This is a genomic window from Bradyrhizobium sp., assembly GCF_004799405.1.
In the GTDB taxonomy this organism is placed as follows: Bacteria; Pseudomonadota; Alphaproteobacteria; order Rhizobiales; family Xanthobacteraceae; genus Bradyrhizobium.
On the sequence record NZ_SSMW01000026.1, the window covers coordinates 16660 to 30644 of the forward strand.

The following is a 13985-nucleotide window of genomic DNA, read 5'->3' on the forward strand; positions in this document are numbered from 1 at the left end:
GTCGGGGACGATGGCCGCTAACTTACAACCGTGCTTGTTGGCATCCGGTTAAGGCGGGCGGCCAGGATTTTAATACCCAGGGGTACTTTCATGATTTTCGCCTCACGCCTTGCAGCGGTGACGCTCGTCGCGCTGACGTGCGGGACCGTGCCCGCGCTCGCGCAGCAACCGCCGCCGACGCAGCCGCCGCCCATGCCACCGCAGCCGCAAATGCAGCCGCAAATACAGCCGGCGCCACAGCCTCCTCCGCCGCAACGCCAGCCCAGCGCCAGCACCTTCGGCCCGGACGAGTTGACCAACGCCGGACACCGGTTCTTCGGCAACGTCTCGCGCGGCCTTGCTTCGGTGATCGAGCGCGCGGTCAGCCAATGGGGCCTGCCGAACGGTTACGTCCTCGGCGAAGAAGGCTCGGGCGCGTTCGTGGCCGGCTTGCGATACGGCGAAGGCACCCTCTACACCAAGAATGCCGGCGATTTGCGGGTCTACTGGCAGGGTCCGTCGGTCGGCTTCGACTGGGGCGGCGACGGCGCCCGCACCATGACGCTGGTCTACAACCTTCCCGCCACCAGTGCGATCTACCAGCGCTTCGTCGGCATCGACGGTTCCGCCTATATTATCGGCGGCTTCGGGATGACCGCGCTGACCGCCAACAACATCGTGCTGGTGCCGATCCGTTCCGGCATCGGCCTGCGCCTTGGGGCCAATATCGGCTACCTCAAATATACCCCGCGCGCGACCTGGAACCCGTTTTGATCCGCCTTTCGTTTGAGCAACCGGGGCCCGCTTTTCCCTGATCGTGCTGCCGGTCACAGATTCACGTTAACGCGGCATTGGGCTGGCCTTTTCCCCGCCCGCCATGGCATTGTAGCGTAGGTGATCCGGCGTTTTCCTGTGAGGAGTAAGGTTTATGGTCGAACCGATCATGTATCTGGCGATCGGTTTTCTGGTCTCGATGCTGTTCGGGCTGATGATCGTGCCGCTGGTGCATAACCGCGCAGTGCGGCTGACCACCAAGCGGCTGGAAGCGGCGACGCCGCTGTCGATGGCCGAAATCCAGGCCGACAAGGATCAGTTGCGCGCGGAATTCGCGATGTCGGCGCGTCGGCTCGAGATGAGCGTCGACCAGCTCAAGAACAAGACCACCAGCCAGCTTGCCGAACTCGGCAAGAAATCCGACGCGATCAATCGCATGAAGCTCGAGCTCGGCGAAAAGAACGCCACGATCTTTGCGCTCGAGGCGCGCGAGAAGGCGGTGAAAGAACAGTTGCGCGCGACCGAAGAGGAATTCGCCGCCAAGACCGAAGCGCTGCGCCTCGCCGAACAGAACCTCACCGACAAGCAGAGCGAGCTCGGCAAGCTCAACAGCGAATTGTCCAGCCGTTCGATGATGGCGGAGAGCCGCCAGGTCGAACTGGTGGCGGTGCGCGCCCAGATCGACGAGCTCAAGAGCCGCGTCAGCGACGCCGAAAGGGAATTCGCCGCGACCCAAACCCGGCTTGAACAGCAGCGCGGCGAATCCGATGCGGCGACCCGCGAACTGACCGAGGCGCGCGGCCGCGTCGAGAACCTCAGCCAGCGCGTCACCGATCTTGACCGGCAGCTGATCATCCAGGTCAAGGAAGCCGAGATGCTCGGCAACCGGGTGCAGGATCTGGAAACGCGGCTTTCCACCCAGGGCAAATTGCTCGCCGAGCGCGACTACGAAAACAACCAGTTGCGCCAGGCCAACCAGGCCGCGGAACGCACGATGAAGGAATTGCGCGATGAAATCGCCGGGCTGAGCGGCGGCAAATCGCCGGCGCTCGAAAAGCTGCGGACCGAGAAGGCCGCGCTCGAGGCGCAGCTTGGTGTCGCGCGCGACGAACGCGCCAAGCTGCAGCGTGACATCAATGCGATCCAGCAGCAGGCCGAAAGCTCGTGGGCGACCGAGCGCATGGAGAACGCGCTGCTGCGCGAACGCATCAACGACATCGCCGCCGAAGTCGCCAAGCTCGCGATGCAGCTCGAAGGGCCGGATTCGCCGATCGAGGCGATGCTGGCCGCAGAACCGGCGACGCCGCCCAGCGCGGTGCGGCCGGCCAACGCCAATGGACCGGCAGCCAACGGCGCAACGCCCGTTGCTGCGGGGAGCGGCACCCTCGCCGACCGCATCCGCGCGCTGCAGTCCCACGCCTCCCGCGCGCGGCAGCCGGGGTAAGGTTTTCGCGGTTTTGCAGCTATCGGCCGTCGTTCCCCGCGAAAGCGGGGACCCATACGCCGTGTCGCTTATTTTGTGAAAGACGTTGTTCAACGGCTTTCGCGTAACCACTAACTCTCGTGATTATGGGGCCCTGCTTTCGCAGGGACCGACACATTGATGTTTCAGCGATGACGGTGAGCTCCCTCTCCCCTTGTGGGAGAGGTGGCACCGAGCGCATTGCACCGCTCTTCGTAACTTCAAGCAGCCAAAGCTCCGCTTTCTCGCGGCACTCGATGCGTTCTTGGATGGGCACCCTCCACGATCACCGCGGTTCGCCGGAAAATGCCTGCCGCAGCGCTGCCAGCCGGTCGAGTGCTTCTTGCGGCAACGGGCCTTTCCGGACGGCGGCGAGGGCGTCCTCGAACTGTTGCGGCGTCGCCATGCCGACCAGGATCGTCCCCATCGCCGGGTGAGACAGCGCGAACCGCGTGGCGGCTTCGGTCAGGCTGGCGGCGAAGCCTTCCCTGACCAGCGGCATCAGGCGGCGGGCGCGATCGACATCGGCATCGTAGCTCAGGGCCGAACCGATCGGCTCGGGCGCCGGACCCGCGATCGGATGACGCTCGGCCGAACCCGACAATGCGCCGCCGGCCAGCACGCGGATGCCCACGACGCCGACGCCGGCCGCGACGGTGTGATCAAACATTCGTCCATAATCCTGCGCCGGATAGTTCGCCGGCAATTCCACCGCCGCAGATGGATTGAGCATGTTGTAGACGACCTGAGCGCTGTCGAAGGCGCGCGTATCGATCGCCTGGTTCACCGCGGCCGCATCGCCCAGCGCCGTGATCCCGAGAAAACGAATCTTGCCCTGCCCACGCAGGCGCTCGAACGCCGGCACCACCTCGTCGAGCACCTGGGCGACGCTCAGCGCCGATCCGCCGCCTGCCTTGGTAATCGGATTGTGCAGGTGAAAGATGTCGACCCGGTCAAGGCGCAGCCGCGCCAGGCTGCCTTCGAGCGAGGTCGTCACAGTATCGGCGATGCGGCCAAATTCGCTCGGCGGCACGCGGACCTTGGTACCGACCACCACATCGGCCGGTTTCAGCTTTTGCAAAACCCGGCCGAGGTTGTTTTCCGATTCGCCGTCGCCGTACTGCACCGCGGTGTCGAAGTAGTTCACGCCGGCGGCGATCGCCCGCGCGACGACGTGTTCCTGGTCGGCAGGATCGCCGCGCACCATGAAGCCGCCCACCGCGCCGCAGCCGAAGCCCAGCACCGAGAGCTGCATTCCCGTGCGTCCAAACACCCGCAATTGCATCGATGTTGCTCCGGCTGATGGCGTCGGCACTATTCCAGATTACTGCCGGGGTCGCCAAGCGGTCATTGCAGTGGCGCGCGACCCTCTAGGGAATATGATACTAGTCTGTCATAGTATTCGTACGCCGACATCTAGGGGAGGAAACCAATGAAGACGCACGTCAAATTAGGCCTGGCGATGGTCGCCGGCTTCGGACTTGGCGCAGGCGCAGTCCATGAACTTCATGCGCAAGCCTCGCCGCCGGCCTATGTCATCTCGGAGATCGACGTGGTCGACGAGAGCGGTTACTCCAATGACTACATCCCGCTCGTCAAAAAAGCGCTTGCCGGCAGCGGCGAGAAACGGATCGTATCGGGCGGCAATACGCTGGCGATAGCCGGCGATCCGCCAAAATCCCGAGTCGTTGTGTCGGTTTTTGAAAATATGGACAAGGCGCAGGCGGTGTTTACCTCCCAGGCCTACCAGGACGCGCAGACCATCGGCGAAAAGTACGCCAAATTCCGCACCTTCGCCGTCGAGGGTACGGCCCCCTGATCGGTATCGGCGCCGTGAAGTGGGGTGGGTTAGCCGCAGGCATAACCCGCCTCTCTGGCCTCGGCGAACTGATCGGCGAATGGCGGATTACGTCGGTGCTCGGGCACGCTGCCCGCGCCGGCGCTCCACCGTGATCTCCGCCAGGATCGACATCGCAATTTCCTCCGGCGTGATCGCGCCGAGGTCGAGACCGGCCGGCGCCTTGATGCGATCCAGTGCCGGGGCGTCGATGCCTTGCGCTATCAGTTTCTCGCGCAATGCCGCCATCTTGCGCCGGCTGCCGACAAAGGCGTGATAGGCGGCCTCGGTCGACGCGGCCGCGCGCAGGGCGGCTTCATCGCCCTTGCCCTGGGTCGACACCACGATGAAGCGCCGCGCCTCGTGGAGCTCGCCGAGCGCGTAGCCGTCGATCAGCATATCGGCGTCGGGCGCGCCCGGCAGGTCGGCGACGGGGGCTGCGACGGTGACGTGATAGCCGAGTTGCCGCGCCTGTGTCGCCAGCGACAGCGCCACCGGGCTCGCGCCGAGAATGACCAGCGAGGGATGCGGCAGCACCGGCTCGACGAAAATATCCATGGTGCCTTTGCTCGGGCACATGTTTTCCGCAAAGCGCACGCCGTCGCGATTCTCGCCGGGCTTGACGCCAAGCTCGGCCAGCAGATTTTCCGGCTGCACCGAAACCATGCGCGGCTCGCCGTCGACGAGAGACTCGCGCGCGGCCTTGAGCACCGCGCCGCGGGCGCAGCCGCCACCGATCCACCCCGCCACGATGGTGCCGTCGGGGCGGATGATGGCCTTGGCGCCCGCCTTCGCCGCGGTCACCGACACCGTGCGCACGACAGTGGCGAGAACGAAGGTTTCCTCGGCGGCCTTGAGCCGGGCCACCAGCTCCATCACTTCGACATGCTTGGTCATGGCCGTTTCCTTCGGACACACGTTACTTCACCTCTCCCGCTTGCGGGGAAGGTCGACGCGCTCGGCAGCGCACTTGCGCGCCAGAGCACGGCGGGTGGGGGAACCGCCTCCGCAAGCACGGTGCCCGCGGAGAGACCCCCACCCCAACCCTCCCCCGCAAGCGGAAGAGGGAGTGCACTTTCGTTGTCGCGAAAAGCTCAATCCCGTTAATCCTCACAGCTTCGCCAGATAGGGTTCAAGCTCGGTCAGGCTTTTCAGCGTGTTGCCGGGCGCGTAGAGATCGACGTGCGGCAGCGCGGCCTTGATGCCGGCGGCCTCGGGCGCATAGCCCTCCCACGCCATCATCGGATTGAGCCAGACGATGCGGCGGCAGCGGCGGCCGAGTGCCGCCATCTCGCGGCCGAGCAACGCGGCGTCGCCGGTCTCGTAACCGTCGGACACGATCATCACGCAGCTGCGCGAGTGCAGCACGCGCGCGGCGTGCCAGCGGTTGAAGGTCTGCAGGGACTCGCCGATCCTGGTGCCGCCGCCGGCGCCCTGCGCCATGATCGACAGGCGGTCGAGCGCACGGCCCGCATCCTTTTCCTTCATCGCATCGGACACGTAGGCCAGCCGGGTGTGAAACAAAAACGCCTCGGCCTCGCGAAACTCGTCCAGCACGCCGTGGATGAAGCGCAGGAACACGCCGGTATACATGCTCATCGAGCCGGAGGCGTCGAGCAGCATCACCAGACGCAGCGGCTTTTCCTTGCGCCGGCGCTTGACCAGGCTGATCGGCACGCCGCCATGGCTGATGTTCTTGTGGATCGTCCGTCGCAAATCGAGCCGGTAGCCGCGACGCCGCGCGAGGTCTCGCCTCGTCAGCCGCGTGCGCATGGTCCTGGCAAGTTGCGCCGCGACCGCGTGGGCTTGCGCGATCTGGTCAGGGTCGGCCATCTTGCGGAAATCGATCTCCGAAAGATTATCGGCGCGTGAAGCCCCTTCCATGCGGCCCTCGCCGGCGCGCTCGTCCGGCGCATCGTCGGCGGATGGAATCTGGTCGGAGGCGGCTTCGCTGCCGCCTCGCTCGGGTTTGTTATTCTGCAGGCTCTTGAGCGACGGGCTGTTGGCGCTCCTGGCCGAACCCATCGTCGTCGAGCGCGATCGCACCCGCTTGCCGAGCCAGAACGCATCGAACAACCCATCGAACCGGTCCCAGTCGGATTTCCGCGCCGAGAACAGGTGCTTTAAGGCGGACCGCAACAGACCGGGCCGCGCCGCATAGCCTGCCGCCATCAAGGCGGCGGCATCGCGGCCTTCGTGCAGGCCGACCGCAAAGGCATTGTCGCGCAGGGTCCTGAGAAACGCCGCGAGCCTGGCCGAGACCAGGCGCGAGACCTCGTCGATCTCTTCGTAACCGGGATCGACGCCGCAGCAGCTCATGCGACCTTCCCCAACAGCCGTTCCGTCACCTCGCGCGTCATCCGCGACTTGTCCTCATGGGTCTTGAGCAGGCACATCAGCGTCTCGTGCACCAGCTCGGGCGTATCGTGCAGATCGGGCACGCCTAGCCCGACCAGCGCCGCCGCCCAGTCCAGCGTCTCGGCGACCCCGGGGACCTTGCGCAGTTCCTCTTTTCGGATGTTCTCGACCATGCGCGCGATCTGCAGCGACAGCGAGGTGCCGGCGCCCTCGATCCGCGCCATGATGATGCGCGCCTCGCGGTCGACGTCGGGATAATCGACGTAGTGATAGAGGCAGCGGCGGCGCAGCGCGTCGGAGAGTTCGCGGGTGCCGTTCGAGGTCAGGATCACATGCGGGATCGTGGTTGCGGCGATGGTCCCGAGTTCGGGGATCGAGACCTGGAAATCCGACAATAGCTCGAGCAGGAACGCCTCGAACTCGTCGTCGGAGCGATCGATTTCGTCGATCAACAGCACCGGCGGCTTGCTGCGGCGGATCGCGGCCAGTAGCGGCCGTTCCAGCAGGTATTTTTCGGAGAAAATCTGCTCTTCGATGGCGCCGGCATTGTCGCCGCGATGCGCCTGGATCGCCAGCAATTGCCGCTGGTAGTTCCACTCATAGAGCGCGGCCGATTGATCGAGGCCCTCATAGCATTGCAGCCGGATCAGCTCGGCGCCGTAAACGCTGGCCAGCGCTTTCGCCACCTCGGTCTTGCCGACGCCGGCTTCGCCTTCCAGCAGCAGCGGCCGCTTGAGCAATTGCATCAGCGAGATCGCGGTCGCAAGCTCGCTATCGGCGATATAGCCGCTGGCTGCCAGCGCTTGCGCGATCTCGTCCCGGGTTTTCATCGTCAGAGTGTTTTCCTCTTCGCTCTGATCATTCTCCCCTTCCGCCATGCGCGATGCGCGTGGAGGGAGGGGAACCGCTACTACGCGAACACTCCCAGACTTTTGGCCGCCTTCCAGTTGCGCCAGTAGTCGTGCGGCATCTGGATGTGGGTGGAGCCCAGGAACGAGAAGGCGTCGTTGACGGCGTTGGAGAACGCCGGCACGCCGCCGACATTCGGGCTTTCGCCGACGCCCTTGGCGCCGATCGGATGATGCGGCGACGGCGTCACGGTGAAGTCGGTCTCCCAATGCGGGGTCTCGACCGCGGTCGGCATGAAGAAATCCATGAACGAGCCGGTCACCACGTTGCCCTCGGGGTCGTAACGAATCTCCTGGCCCATCGCGATGGCAAAGGCTTCGGTCAGCCCGCCATGGACCTGGCCCTCGATGATCATCGGGTTGATGCGGGTGCCGCAATCGTCGAGCGCATAGAAGCGCCTGATCTTGTAGACCCCGGTATCGACGTCGATGTTCATCACGCAGATATAGGCGCCGAACGGATAGGTCATGTTGGGCGGATCGTAATAGCTCACCGCCTCCAGCCCCGGCTCCATGCCCGGCGGCACCGAATTATAGGCCGCCCAGCAGATATCCTTCATCGACATGGTCTTCTCCGGCAGGCCCTTGACCCGGAAGCCGTCGATATCCCATTCGAGATCGTCCTCGTGGACCTCGAGCTTGTAGGCGGCGATCATCTGCGCCTTGGCCTTGATCTTGCGCGCGGCCATGGCGATCGCTGCCCCCGCCACCGGAGTCGAGCGCGAGCCGTAGGTGCCGAGCCCGTAGGGCGCGGTGTCGGTATTGCCCTCCTCGACCATGATGTCGTCGGCGGGAATGCCGATCTCGGTGGCGATGATCTGCGCCCAGGTGGTCTCGTGGCCCTGGCCGGTGCTCTTGGTGCCGACCCGGGCAATGCCGGCGCCGGTGGGGTGCAGGCGAATCTCGCAGGAATCGAACATCGCGATTCCCAGGATGTCGCAGTTCTTCGACGGGCCAGCGCCGACGATCTCGGTGAAGAAGGAGACGCCGAGCCCCATGATCTCGCGGGTCTCGCCGCGCTTGAAGGCTAAGCGTTTCGCCGCCTGCTCCTTGCGCAGGCCGGCGTAGTCGACGCTCTCCATCATCTTGCGCATGGCGGTGTGATAGTCGCCGGAATCGTATTCCCAGCCCAATGCCGAGTGATAGGGAAACTGCTCCTTCTTGATGAAGTTCTTCAGGCGCAATTCCGCCGGATCCATGCCGAGCTTTTGCGCCAGGATGTCCATGCCGCGCTCGATGCAATAGGCCGCTTCCGTGACCCGGAACGAGCAGCGATAGGCGACGCCGCCCGGCGCCTTGTTGGTGTAGATGCCATCGACCGACAGATGCGCGACCGGGAAATCGTACGACCCGGTGACGATGTTGAAGAAGCCGGCCGGCCATTTCGACGGATCGGCGCAGGCGTCGAACGCGCCGTGATCGGCCAGCACATGGACGCGAAGCCCGGTGACCTTGCCGTCCTTGGTGGAGGCAATTTCGGTGGTCATGTGATAGTCGCGCGCGAACGAGGTCGCGGTCAGATTCTCGATGCGGTCCTCGACCCACTTCACCGGCTTGCCGGTGACGATGGAGGCGACCGCGGCGCAGATATAGCCCGGATAGGCGCCGACCTTGTTGCCGAAGCCGCCGCCGACGTCGGGCGAGATGACATGGATCTTGTGCTCCGGAATCTTGGCGATCAGCGCCACCACGGTGCGGATCACATGCGGCGCCTGGAAGGTGCCCCAGATCGAGAGTTCGCCCTTGATCTTGTCGAACGAGCACACGCACTGGCAGGTCTCCAGCGGCGAGGGATGGGTGCGATGATAGGAGATCATCTCCTTGATCGTGACATCCGCCTTCTTGAAGGCGGCATCGGTCAGATCCTTGTCGCCGACGGTCCATTCGAAGATGTGGTTGTGGTGCTTGCGCGGGCCGTGCGCGCCGGTGGTTTTGCCCGCGAGGTCCTCGCGCAGCACCGGGGCGTCGGCGTCCATCGCCTTGAACGGATCGATCACGACCGGGAGCGGTTCGTATTCGACCTGAACCTTGTTGATGCCGTCGTCCGCGGCATAGCGGTCGGTGGCGACCACGAAGGCGACCTCCTGGTTCTGGAACAGCACCTTGCCGTCGGCCAGCACCATCTGCACGTCGCCGGCCAGGGTCGGCATCCAGGCGAGGTTGACGGTCTTCAGCGTCTCGGCGGTGATCACCGCCAGCACGCCCGGCACCTTCAGCGCCTCGTCGCCGTTGATCGATTTGACCCGCGCATGCGCATGCGGCGAGCGAACGAAATCGCCGTGCAGCATGCCCGGCAGCTTCAGATCGTCTACATAATTGCCTTTGCCCTGGGTGAAGCGGGCGTCTTCGACCCGCTTGCGCTTGCAGCCCATGCCTTCAAGTTTGGCTTCGCGTTGTTCCCGCGTGGGAGTCATGTCGTTCATTCCGCAGCCTCCTGGAATTCGACGCCATTGATCTTGGCGGCGGCGTACTGGATTGCCTTGACGATGTTCTGATAGCCGGTGCAGCGGCAGATATTGCCTGAAATGCCCATCCGGATTTCCGCCTCCGTCGGCGAGGGATTTTCCTGCAGCAGCCGCTGCGCGCGCAAAATCATGCCCGGCGTGCAGAAGCCGCATTGCAGCCCGTGCATCATCCGGAAACCTTCCTGCAGCGCCGACAGCGAACCGTCGGCATTGGCGACACCTTCGATGGTGGTGATCTCGGAGCCGGCGGCCTGCACCGCAAACATGGTGCAGCTTTTCACCGACATGCCGTCGATGTCGACGGTGCAGGCGCCGCAATGCGTGGTCTCGCAGCCGATATGGGTGCCGGTGAGCTGCAGGTTCTCGCGGATGAAATGCACCAGCAGCGTGCGCGGCTCGACCAGGCCTTCGACCTCGGCGCCGTTCACCTTCATGGTCACATGGGTCTTTTGGGTCTTTGCCATTATTGGTCCCTCCCCGTTACTTTGCGCGCGCGGCGGCGCGGGTCAGCGCCCGCATCACCATGATGCCGCCGACATGCTTGCGGTATTCGACCGGCCCGCGGGCATCTGCGGCCGGCGACATGATCGCCACCGCGGCCGCGGCGGCTTTCTTGAGCGCCGCATCGTCGAGGCTGGTTCCCATCACGGCCTTTGCCGCGTCGGTCGCGAGCAGCGGCGTTTCGTGCAGGTTGGTGAGGCCGATCGCGCAACTGGCGACCTTGCCGCCCGACATCGTCAGCACGACCGCCGCGGCAGCGGTGGCGTAATCGCCGATCTTGCGTTTCAGTTTCTCATAGGCGTAACCGGCGCCGGCGGCCGGCACCGGAATTGAAATCGCGGTCAGGATTTCGCCAGGCTCGAGTGCGGTGAAATAGGCGCCCTGGTAGAATTCCGACGCCGCGATGTCGCGTCCGCCGCCGGATCCTTCGAGCCGGTAGCTGGCGCCCAGCGTCAGCATCAGCGCCGGCATGTCATTGCCGGGATCGCCATTGGCGACGTTGCCGCCGAGGGTGCCGCGGTAGCGCACCTGCGGATCAGCGATCAAAAGTGCCGTCTCGTGCAGGATCGGCAGCGATTTTGCGATCTCGTCGGAGGCCAGCAACTCGTGCTGGGTGGTCATCGCGCCGATCACGACCTTGTTGCCGTCGCGGCGGATGCCCTTCAGCGTGCCGATGCCGTGCAGGTCGACTAGGTGGTCGGGGGTGGCGAGCCGAAGCTTCATCATCGGAAGCAGGCTGTGACCGCCGGCGAGGGGACGCGCTTCGTCGCCTAATGTGGACAGTAGTTTGACCGCATCGGCCACGGTCGCAGGCCGGTGATAGCTGAATGGTCCAGGAATCATGCTTTCCTCCCTCGTATTGCGCATTTTTTGACGCAACTATTGAGGGGCAGGCTGTTCCTGCAATTTTACGCGCGCAAGGCAGCGGCGCCCGCCGCGTCACAAGGTCCGGGAATTCGCACGAAATGCGTAGGCGTCCGCACGAAATGCGTCAGGCCTAGCGACCTAATCCGGACTTCCACTCCCTCTCCCCGCGCGCGGGGAGAGGTAAACCGAGAGCCTGCTTAAGCGTGCCGCCGGGCTAGCCCCAGCCGGGCCTTGACCTCCGCGATCTTGGCACGGCTGACCGGCACGCGATGCGGCGCCGGGCCGTCAAGCTCGATGACGGCCCCGTCGCCTTCCTTGCGGACGAAGCTGACATGGGGAATGGCCACGATGTGGCTGCGGTGGACCCGGACGAACAGGCCGGGATCGAGCTGCGCTTCGGCTTCCGAAATCGACCATGGGCACATCCGCTCGCGGGTGCCGTCATGCACCCTTGTGTAATGGGCATCGGCCCGGACGCTGCGGACATCGGCGGTGTCGATGAAATGGGTGCCGTCGGCGCCCTCGACCGGCAGACGAACAACCGGCGCGGCGCGGGGCGGCTGGCCCACTCCGCCGAGCGGCGCCGATATCGCCCGAGGGCCTGCCGCCGGTTCGCGCCATAAAGCGAGCAGGCTGCCGGTGGCCGTTTCCGGAACATCAACCAGTTCGGCTGCCGCCAAAGATGTTTGCCGCCGCGGATCGGGCACCAGAGACAGCAGGAAGCCGGCCGCTATCACAAAACAGAGCAGCGTGACCACCAGCGCGAGCACTTGCTGAGAGGCCGCCAACCCTCCGCCATGGTGATGCGCTTCCCCCGACAAGGGCATGAAGTGCATGCCGTACATCGCGGTGTAGTGCATGCCCGACACCGCGACGCCGAATGCGATCGAGCTTGCGATCAGGCGGACGCCGCCCTGCCGGGCGAGGAATGCCCGCAACCCGCCATAGGCGGCGACGATCGCGACCAGAACCGACAGCAACACCATCGAATCGTCGTGCTGGATGGCGAAATTGCCGGCAAGGCCGTGGATGCCGACATAGTGCATGCTGACGATGCCGACCCCGAGCAGGACCGCCGAGGAGACCACGCGCCACAGCGAGGGCTCGCCGATGCTGACAAAGAACAGCGATATGCCGACCACCAAGGCGCAGATCAGGAACGAGATGATGGTGGGAAGCACGAGATACACTGTGTCCGACGGGATCGGCGCGGCCAGCATGCCGACGAAATGCATGGTCCAGATGCCGACCGCCAGGAACACCGCGGCGCCGGCCAAGAGCACGCGACGGCCAACGCCCGGCGTCCCGCGGATTCGCGCGGCGAGGCCGAAGCCGGTGTAACCACCCAGAATCGCGATCACCACCGAGAGCGCGACGAGATAGGGATCGTGTCCTGCGAACATGATCGTCTCGGCCGCCCGTCACCACGGGCGTGCCTCCTCCCGCCGCCGAGTTTACAGGCGCGGCGGCGGAAATGACAACCGCTCTGCCTTTGGGGAGGTCATGAGGCAGAGTTTGAATCGCGGCAGCGAACTTCTCCCTCTCCGCTCTTGCGGGGTGAGGGGCTATCTCGACAGGCGGACTCGTCGAGATTCCCCCTCACCCGAAATTCGCAGTCGCGAATTTCGACCTCTCCCCGCAGGCGGGGCGAGGTGAAGCAGTTCGCGCGACCCTCGCTTCTGTCTACACGATCCCCGCCGCGACCTGGCCGCGCAGCCGCTCGAGGCTGAGCAGGGTGTTGGCGCAGGCTTCCGCGACCTCGATGCCCTTGATCGCAAAATGCTTGCGGAAGAAATCGACGTGCACGGCGCTCTCGTGAAACTGCTGCGGCGTCAGCACCGCCGAGAATACCGGCACTTCGGTGCGCAACTGCACGTCCATCAGCGCCTTGATCACCGTGTCGGCGACGAATTCATGGCGATAGATGCCGCCATCGACCACGAGCCCCGCTGCCACGATCGCGGTGTAGCGCCGGGTTTTGGCGAGCAGTTGCGCATGCAGCGGGATTTCGAACGACCCCGGCACCTCGAACAGGTCGATGTGCGCGCGCGCAATGCCGCGCACCCCGATCTCCTCGAGGAAGGCAATGCGGCATTCTTCCACCACCTCGCGATGCCAGGACGACTGCACGAACGCCACCCGCTGCGGCTTGGCGAATCGCGGATAGGCAGGAACAGGCGGACGATCGATGGTTTCGGGAGGGTCTTTGGCTTCGGAGGCTTTTATTTCGGAGGCTCCTATTTCGGAGTCTTGCAGCATCTGATTCATGGCTTTCCTCTTTCAGGACCAGAATCAGGGCATACGGAACGACGCGCCGCCAAGTGCTACCTGGGTGCGGCTGTCGCAACCGTTCTCTTTCATCCGGACTTTAACCGTCGGCTTCGGAATCACACCGAATCTGCTGACCCTTCTTCCAAGGGAACCCGGCGAAGGGAATCCGATGAGAAGAAGGCGCTCGCGGGCTTGGGCTATCTCACCCTTACCGCCGGTGGGGACTTTCACCCCGCCCTGAGAACATCGGCCGCCCGACATGAACGGCCTGCGGACAACTATGACCAAGGGACGGGGCCTCAGCAAGCACCTTCGCCAGCAGAATCTGCATGTCCCCAATGACTTTGAAGCCGGACTCCGGCGCGGACCCGCAGCGCCGGAGTTCGGAAAAAGCGGCCCGGAACCGGCGCCTTAATCGTTAACTTTTGGACGCGCGGTGGACGAATTCGAGGCATCGGACTCGTGCGGCGCGAGTCCGATTCCGGTTTGTTCTCAAATTAATAATTGTGACACGCGATGAACTGTGGACGAGCGTGTTTTGCGGGTGGTTTCGCTGTGGACGG

At 64.6% G+C, this 13985-nt stretch carries 12 protein-coding genes and 1 riboswitch; of the genes, 3 read left to right on the forward strand and 9 right to left on the reverse strand.

Features of this window, described 5'->3' with window-relative positions; genetic code table 11:
* Window positions 1–90 precede the first annotated feature (90 nt).
* Together E7813_RS04505 and E7813_RS04510 are read left to right on the forward strand one after the other, a co-directional pair.
* Window positions 91–753, forward strand: coding sequence for a DUF1134 domain-containing protein (locus E7813_RS04505; protein ID WP_291571294.1), 663 nt, complete (start codon window positions 91–93; stop codon window positions 751–753).
* A gap of 154 nt (window positions 754–907) precedes the next feature.
* Entirely contained in the window at window positions 908–2197 is a 1290-nt protein-coding gene (locus E7813_RS04510) for a hypothetical protein (protein WP_291571295.1), read from the forward strand.
* Between the two features lie 304 nt (window positions 2198–2501).
* Here the strand turns inward: E7813_RS04510 and E7813_RS04515 are convergent, their stop codons facing one another.
* Window positions 2502–3500 (reverse strand): aldo/keto reductase, encoded by a 999-nt coding sequence (locus E7813_RS04515; RefSeq protein ID WP_291571297.1) that lies wholly within the window; start codon window positions 3498–3500, stop codon window positions 2502–2504.
* A 147-nt stretch (window positions 3501–3647) separates the two neighbouring features.
* Between E7813_RS04515 and E7813_RS04520 the strand changes: the two genes are divergently transcribed.
* On the forward strand, window positions 3648–4034 hold the full coding sequence (locus tag E7813_RS04520) for a DUF1330 domain-containing protein (RefSeq protein WP_291571299.1): 387 nt from the start codon (window positions 3648–3650) through the stop codon (window positions 4032–4034).
* A gap of 87 nt (window positions 4035–4121) precedes the next feature.
* Here E7813_RS04520 and E7813_RS04525 read toward each other — a convergent pair whose 3' ends face one another.
* From E7813_RS04525 to E7813_RS04560, 8 genes are all read right to left on the reverse strand, one after another.
* The gene (locus E7813_RS04525) at window positions 4122–4949 is read right to left on the reverse strand and encodes an XdhC/CoxI family protein (protein ID WP_291571301.1); all 828 of its coding nucleotides are present in this window, start codon (window positions 4947–4949) and stop codon (window positions 4122–4124) included.
* Window positions 4950–5162: 213 nt separating this feature from the next.
* Window positions 5163–6371 carry a VWA domain-containing protein gene (locus E7813_RS04530; RefSeq protein WP_291571303.1) on the reverse strand — a complete coding sequence of 403 codons (1209 nt, stop codon included), beginning with the start codon at window positions 6369–6371 and terminating at the stop codon, window positions 5163–5165.
* Window positions 6368–7240, reverse strand: a complete 873-nt coding sequence (locus E7813_RS04535) for a MoxR family ATPase (protein WP_291571305.1) — start codon at window positions 7238–7240, stop codon at window positions 6368–6370. Before E7813_RS04535 ends, E7813_RS04530 begins: the two co-directional genes overlap by 4 nt.
* A gap of 80 nt (window positions 7241–7320) precedes the next feature.
* On the reverse strand, window positions 7321–9741 hold the full coding sequence (locus E7813_RS04540) for an aerobic carbon-monoxide dehydrogenase large subunit (protein ID WP_291571307.1): 2421 nt from the start codon (window positions 9739–9741) through the stop codon (window positions 7321–7323).
* Window positions 9738–10247 (reverse strand): (2Fe-2S)-binding protein, encoded by a 510-nt coding sequence (locus E7813_RS04545; protein WP_291571309.1) that lies wholly within the window; start codon window positions 10245–10247, stop codon window positions 9738–9740. Before E7813_RS04545 ends, E7813_RS04540 begins: the two co-directional genes overlap by 4 nt.
* Before the next feature lie 16 nt (window positions 10248–10263).
* Window positions 10264–11127: a xanthine dehydrogenase family protein subunit M gene (locus E7813_RS04550; RefSeq protein WP_291571311.1), complete on the reverse strand. Its 864-nt coding sequence runs from the start codon at window positions 11125–11127 to the stop codon at window positions 10264–10266.
* 221 nt (window positions 11128–11348) lie between these two features.
* Window positions 11349–12554: an MHYT domain-containing protein gene (locus E7813_RS04555; protein WP_291571313.1), complete on the reverse strand. Its 1206-nt coding sequence runs from the start codon at window positions 12552–12554 to the stop codon at window positions 11349–11351.
* A gap of 280 nt (window positions 12555–12834) precedes the next feature.
* Window positions 12835–13419 (reverse strand): 6,7-dimethyl-8-ribityllumazine synthase, encoded by a 585-nt coding sequence (locus E7813_RS04560; RefSeq protein ID WP_291571316.1) that lies wholly within the window; start codon window positions 13417–13419, stop codon window positions 12835–12837.
* 77 nt (window positions 13420–13496) lie between these two features.
* Window positions 13497–13671, reverse strand: a riboswitch (FMN riboswitch).
* Window positions 13672–13985: the final 314 nt, after the last annotated feature.

Coding starts and splice junctions, on each gene's coding strand:
- E7813_RS04505 (WP_291571294.1), top strand. CDS start 91: ATGATTTTCGCCTCACGCCTTGCAGCGGTGACGCTCGTCGCGCTGACG.
- E7813_RS04510 (WP_291571295.1), top strand. CDS start 908: ATGGTCGAACCGATCATGTATCTGGCGATCGGTTTTCTGGTCTCGATG.
- E7813_RS04515 (WP_291571297.1), bottom strand. CDS start 3,500: ATGCAATTGCGGGTGTTTGGACGCACGGGAATGCAGCTCTCGGTGCTG.
- E7813_RS04520 (WP_291571299.1), top strand. CDS start 3,648: ATGAAGACGCACGTCAAATTAGGCCTGGCGATGGTCGCCGGCTTCGGA.
- E7813_RS04525 (WP_291571301.1), bottom strand. CDS start 4,949: ATGACCAAGCATGTCGAAGTGATGGAGCTGGTGGCCCGGCTCAAGGCC.
- E7813_RS04530 (WP_291571303.1), bottom strand. CDS start 6,371: ATGAGCTGCTGCGGCGTCGATCCCGGTTACGAAGAGATCGACGAGGTC.
- E7813_RS04535 (WP_291571305.1), bottom strand. CDS start 7,240: ATGAAAACCCGGGACGAGATCGCGCAAGCGCTGGCAGCCAGCGGCTAT.
- E7813_RS04540 (WP_291571307.1), bottom strand. CDS start 9,741: ATGAACGACATGACTCCCACGCGGGAACAACGCGAAGCCAAACTTGAA.
- E7813_RS04545 (WP_291571309.1), bottom strand. CDS start 10,247: ATGGCAAAGACCCAAAAGACCCATGTGACCATGAAGGTGAACGGCGCC.
- E7813_RS04550 (WP_291571311.1), bottom strand. CDS start 11,127: ATGATTCCTGGACCATTCAGCTATCACCGGCCTGCGACCGTGGCCGAT.
- E7813_RS04555 (WP_291571313.1), bottom strand. CDS start 12,554: ATGTTCGCAGGACACGATCCCTATCTCGTCGCGCTCTCGGTGGTGATC.
- E7813_RS04560 (WP_291571316.1), bottom strand. CDS start 13,419: ATGAATCAGATGCTGCAAGACTCCGAAATAGGAGCCTCCGAAATAAAA.